The organism is Variovorax sp. 01T439_2, from assembly GCF_056398445.1.
In genome coordinates this window covers 1-3,965 of record NZ_JBFTPJ010000554.1, presented here as the reverse complement: position 1 = coordinate 3,965, position 3,965 = coordinate 1, and the positions used below count along the sequence as shown (strand labels likewise).

Sequence of the window (3,965 nt, the reverse complement as noted above, 5' to 3'; positions counted from 1 at the left end):
GCCTTGCGTCAGCGTCTGCACGATGTGATCGAGCGCGAACGCGTGCTGACGGCCCGCGCCCTCGGCGAGCGCGAAGACGCGTTCATGCGGCTCAAGGTGCAGGGCGTGCTCGATGCGGCCGAACTGCTGGCCGTCTCGCTGGCCGACGGCCGTGAGCAGCATGTGTTCGGCCGACGCACCTTGCCGCAGATGGACCTGGCCTCGGCGTCCTGCGCCATCCAGAACCTCTGGCTTGCGGCGCGTGCCGAAGGGCTGGGCATGGGCTGGGTCTCGCTGTTCGATCCCGCCGAGGTGTCGGCCCTGCTGGGCCTGCCCAAGGGGGCGGAGCCGATCGCGCTGCTGTGCCTGGGCCCGGTGCACGATTTCTACGAAGAGCCGATGCTGCAACGCGAACGCTGGGCCCGGCGCGAGCCCTTGTCGGCGCTGGTGTTCGACGAACGCTGGGGCCAGCCGTCGGACCTGTTTCCCACCCCGTCTTCGCGAGAATGACGGCTCCCATGCCCCCCTTTCCCCTCGAACACGCCCTGGCCCTCGCCGCCGCGCTGTGGCTTGCGCTTGCCATCGACTGCTGGCTGGGCGAGCCCGCTGCGCGCTGGCATCCGGTGGTGTGGATGGGGCAGTACCTCGGCTGGATCGGCTCGCGCATCGCACCGCCGGTGGCCAAGGCGAAGCCGCGCGACCTGCCGCTCTTCTTGATCGGGGCGCTGGGGTGGTGCGTGGGCGCGACGTGCGTGGGGGTGGTCGCCGCCGGCGTGCAGGCTGCGATGGTGCAATGGCTGCCCGCATGGGCGCTGGCGGTGGCGATGGCCTTTGCGCTGAAACCGCTCTTCGCATGGCGCATGCTGCGCGCCGAAGTGCTGGCCGTGGACGCGGCGCTGGCCGTGTCGCTGGACGCGGGCCGCGTGCAGCTCGCCCGGCTGGTGAGCCGCGATGTCTGCGCGCTCAGCGAGCGCGAGGTGCGCGAAAGCGCCATCGAATCATTGGCCGAGAACCTCAACGATTCGCTCGTGGCGCCGCTGTTCTGGTTCGTGCTGCTGGGCTTGCCGGGTGCGGCGGTCTACCGCTTCGCCAACACGGCCGATGCGATGTGGGGCTACCGCGGAGAACGCAACGGCCGTGACTGGAACTGGTTCGGCAAGTGGGCCGCGCGCGCCGACGACCTGCTCTCGTGGCTGCCGGCGCGGCTCACGGCGCTGCTGCTTGCGCTTGCGGCATGGCGCTGGCCGCGCGGCGTGGCAGGCGAGGCGCGCCGCACGCCGTCGCCCAACAGCGGCTGGCCGATGGCGGCGATGGCACTGCTGCTCGGCGTGCGGCTTGCCAAGCCCGGCATCTATGCCTTGAATGCCGAAGGACGGCCCGCCGATGCGGCCGATACGCAGCAGGCCGCGCGATGGGGCAGCAGGGCGGTGCTGGCCACGGCCGCTTGTGCATCATTGGCCATCTTCTTCGCGGCAACCGACTGGGCATGACACCGGAACACACGACATCCACCGGCCTGTTGCATGGCGGGCCCGACGCCACCGGCACCGCCTGGCACGATTTCTCGACCAACGGCAATGCCACGGGTTCATGCCCCGCTGTGCTTGCCGCGCTGCGTGCGGCCGACGCGGCGCACTACCCGGACCCGGGCTACACGGCGCTGCGCCGCGCGTTGGCAGGCTTTCACGGCGTGGCCGCCGAACGCATCGTGATCGCGGCCAGTGCCAGCGAATTCATCCACCGCATCAGCGCCGCTTTTGCGCAGGGCGGCGGCCGGCAGGCGGTGCTGCCGGCGCACAGCTATGGCGATTACGAGCGTGCGGCGTCGGCCTGGGGGCTGCAGGTGCTGCGGCCGCCGGCGCCGCACGGCGAAGCGGCGCTGCGCTGGTGCTGCGAGCCGTCGAGCCCGCTCGGCCAGGCCGAGGCCGATCTCGCGCTGCACGCCGCGGCCGGCGGCACCTGCGTGCTCGACCTGGCCTACGAGCCGCTGCGCCTCGAAGGCGCGGCATCGCTCGACGCGGCGCAGCGCAACCGCGTCTGGCAGCTGTGGACGCCCAACAAGGCCATGGGCCTGACCGGAATCCGCGCCGCCTATGCCATTGCGCCCGAAGGCGATGCCGCCGCGCCGCTGAAGCAGCGCCTCGAGCGGCTGGCCCCCTCGTGGCCGGTGGGCGCGCATGGCGTGGCGCTGCTCGAAACCTGGATCGGCGAGCCCGCCCAAGCCTGGCTTGCCCGAAGCCTGCGCACCCTGCGCGAATGGAAGGCGCAGCAGCGCGCCCTTTGCGAATCGATGGGATGGCAGTGCCTGCCGAGCGACGCCAACTTCTTTTGCGCGCGCACCGATGCGCCTTACCAGCAGCGGGCCGCCCGGCTGCGCGCCGAAGGCATCAAGCTGCGAGACTGTGCATCATTCGGCCTGCCGGGCCATGTGCGGCTCGGCGTGCTGCCGCCGCAGAGCCAGCAGGCGCTGAAAGAAGCCTGGACGCGCGCGGCGGCTTCGGCCGAACCTTGAAAGCCAGGACATCCGCATGCTCTACGCCATCACCACGCTCTTTCTTTGCCAACTGGCCGGCGAGCTGCTCGTGCAGTGGCTGGGCCTGCCGATTCCCGGCCCGCTGATCGGCATGCTGCTGCTGTTCATCGTGCTGCTCGTGCGCGGCGGCGTGCCCGAGGCGCTGAACGAGACCTCGGGCCATCTGCTGCGCAACCTCATGCTGCTGTTCATTCCCGCGGTGACCGGCGTCATGCTGCATTTCGAACGGGTGGGGCGCGAGTGGCTTCCGTTCCTTGCGGCGGGCATCGTGGGCGCGGCCTTCACCATGGCCGTGACCGCGCTCACCTTGCGCTGGATGATCCGCATCACCGGCAAGGATGCCGAATGACCCCGCCCGCCAAGCTGTCCGAGATCTGGGTCTTCCTGGCGCAGTCGCCGCTGCTGTGGCTGTCGCTCACGCTGCTGGCCTACCTGGGCGCGCTGTGGCTGCACCGGCGCAGCGGCGCCAACCCGGCGGTCAATCCGGTGCTGGTGTCGGTGGTTGTCATCGTGGGCGTGCTGCTCGCCACGCGCACGCCCTACGACACATATTTCGAAGGCGCCAAGTTCGTGCACTTCCTGATCGGGCCGGCCACCGTGGCACTGGCCGTGCCGCTGTATGGCCAGCTCGGGCGGCTGCGGCGCCTCTGGCTGCCGATCGGCGTGGCGCTGCTGGTGGGCTCGGTGGCGGCCATCGTGTCGGCCATCGGCATTGCCTGGGCGCTGGGCGGATCGCACGAGCTGCTGATGTCGCTCGCGCCCAAGTCGGCCACCATGCCGATCGCGATGGGCGTGGCCGAGAAGATCGGCGGGCTGCCGTCGCTGGCCGCGGTGGCGGCCGCCGTGGCGGGCATCTCGGGCGCGATCATGGCCACGGGTCTCCTGAACCTGCTGCGCATCAAGGAACCCGCGGTGCGCGGCTTTGCCGTGGGCATGGCGGCGCACGGCATCGGCACCGCGCGGGCCATCCAGGTGAACGAAACGGCGGGCGCCTTCTCCGCGCTGGCGCTGGGGCTGAATGGCATCGCGACGGCGCTGCTGGTGCCGCTTTTGATCAGGCTCGCCGGCTTCTTCTGACGCAGAATGGCGCCTCCTCTTTTGGCTCTGGAGAGCAAGGCATGGCCCAGTACACCGCAGAAATCCTCTGGCAGCGAGGCGACCAGGACTTCCTCGGCAACAGCTACAGCAGAAGGCATTCGCTGCGCTTCGATGGCGGCGCGGAAGTGCCGGGCTCCTCGTCGCCGCACGTGGTGCCGCTGCCGTTTTCCGATGCGGCGGCAGTCGATCCTGAAGAGGCCTTTGTCGCGTCGCTCTCGAGCTGCCACATGCTGTGGTTTCTCACCATGGCGGTGAAGCGCAAGTTCATCGTCGACCGCTACTTCGATGCGGCGAGCGGCGTCATGGAAAAGAACGCCGAGGGCAAGCTCGCGATGACCGTGGTCACGCTGCGTCC

The 3,965-nt window shown here is 70.1% G+C and carries 6 protein-coding genes; all 6 read left to right on the top strand.

What is annotated here, in order from left to right; genetic code table 11:
• Positions 1 to 489: 5,6-dimethylbenzimidazole synthase (gene bluB / locus AC1DOC_RS23065; protein WP_478130555.1), on the top strand; the 489-nt coding region annotated here is incomplete at its 5' end.
• Between the two features lie 8 nt (positions 490 to 497).
• Positions 498 to 1,469: an adenosylcobinamide-phosphate synthase CbiB gene (gene cbiB, locus AC1DOC_RS23060; protein WP_413470282.1), complete on the top strand. Its 972-nt coding sequence runs from the start codon at positions 498 to 500 to the stop codon at positions 1,467 to 1,469.
• Entirely contained in the window at positions 1,466 to 2,491 is a 1,026-nt protein-coding gene (locus tag AC1DOC_RS23055) for an aminotransferase class I/II-fold pyridoxal phosphate-dependent enzyme (protein WP_018905055.1), read from the top strand. Before cbiB ends, AC1DOC_RS23055 begins: the two co-directional genes overlap by 4 nt.
• 16 nt (positions 2,492 to 2,507) lie before the next feature.
• Positions 2,508 to 2,861, top strand: coding sequence for a CidA/LrgA family protein (locus tag AC1DOC_RS23050; protein WP_012747666.1), 354 nt, complete (start codon positions 2,508 to 2,510; stop codon positions 2,859 to 2,861).
• On the top strand, positions 2,858 to 3,589 hold the full coding sequence (locus tag AC1DOC_RS23045; RefSeq protein WP_018905054.1) for an LrgB family protein: 732 nt from the start codon (positions 2,858 to 2,860) through the stop codon (positions 3,587 to 3,589). The genes AC1DOC_RS23050 and AC1DOC_RS23045 overlap by 4 nt, the downstream gene beginning before the upstream one ends.
• Positions 3,590 to 3,630: 41 nt before the next feature.
• A partial coding sequence (locus tag AC1DOC_RS23040; protein ID WP_478130554.1) for an OsmC family protein occupies positions 3,631 to 3,965 on the top strand: 335 nt, incomplete at its 3' end.

Bases quoted from the DNA above. Each gene is read 5' to 3' on its own strand.
- AC1DOC_RS23050 (WP_012747666.1), top strand. From the start codon at position 2,508: ATGCTCTACGCCATCACCACGCTCTTTCTTTGCCAACTGGCCGGCGAG.
- AC1DOC_RS23055 (WP_018905055.1), top strand. From the start codon at position 1,466: ATGACACCGGAACACACGACATCCACCGGCCTGTTGCATGGCGGGCCC.
- AC1DOC_RS23045 (WP_018905054.1), top strand. From the start codon at position 2,858: ATGACCCCGCCCGCCAAGCTGTCCGAGATCTGGGTCTTCCTGGCGCAG.
- cbiB (WP_413470282.1), top strand. From the start codon at position 498: ATGCCCCCCTTTCCCCTCGAACACGCCCTGGCCCTCGCCGCCGCGCTG.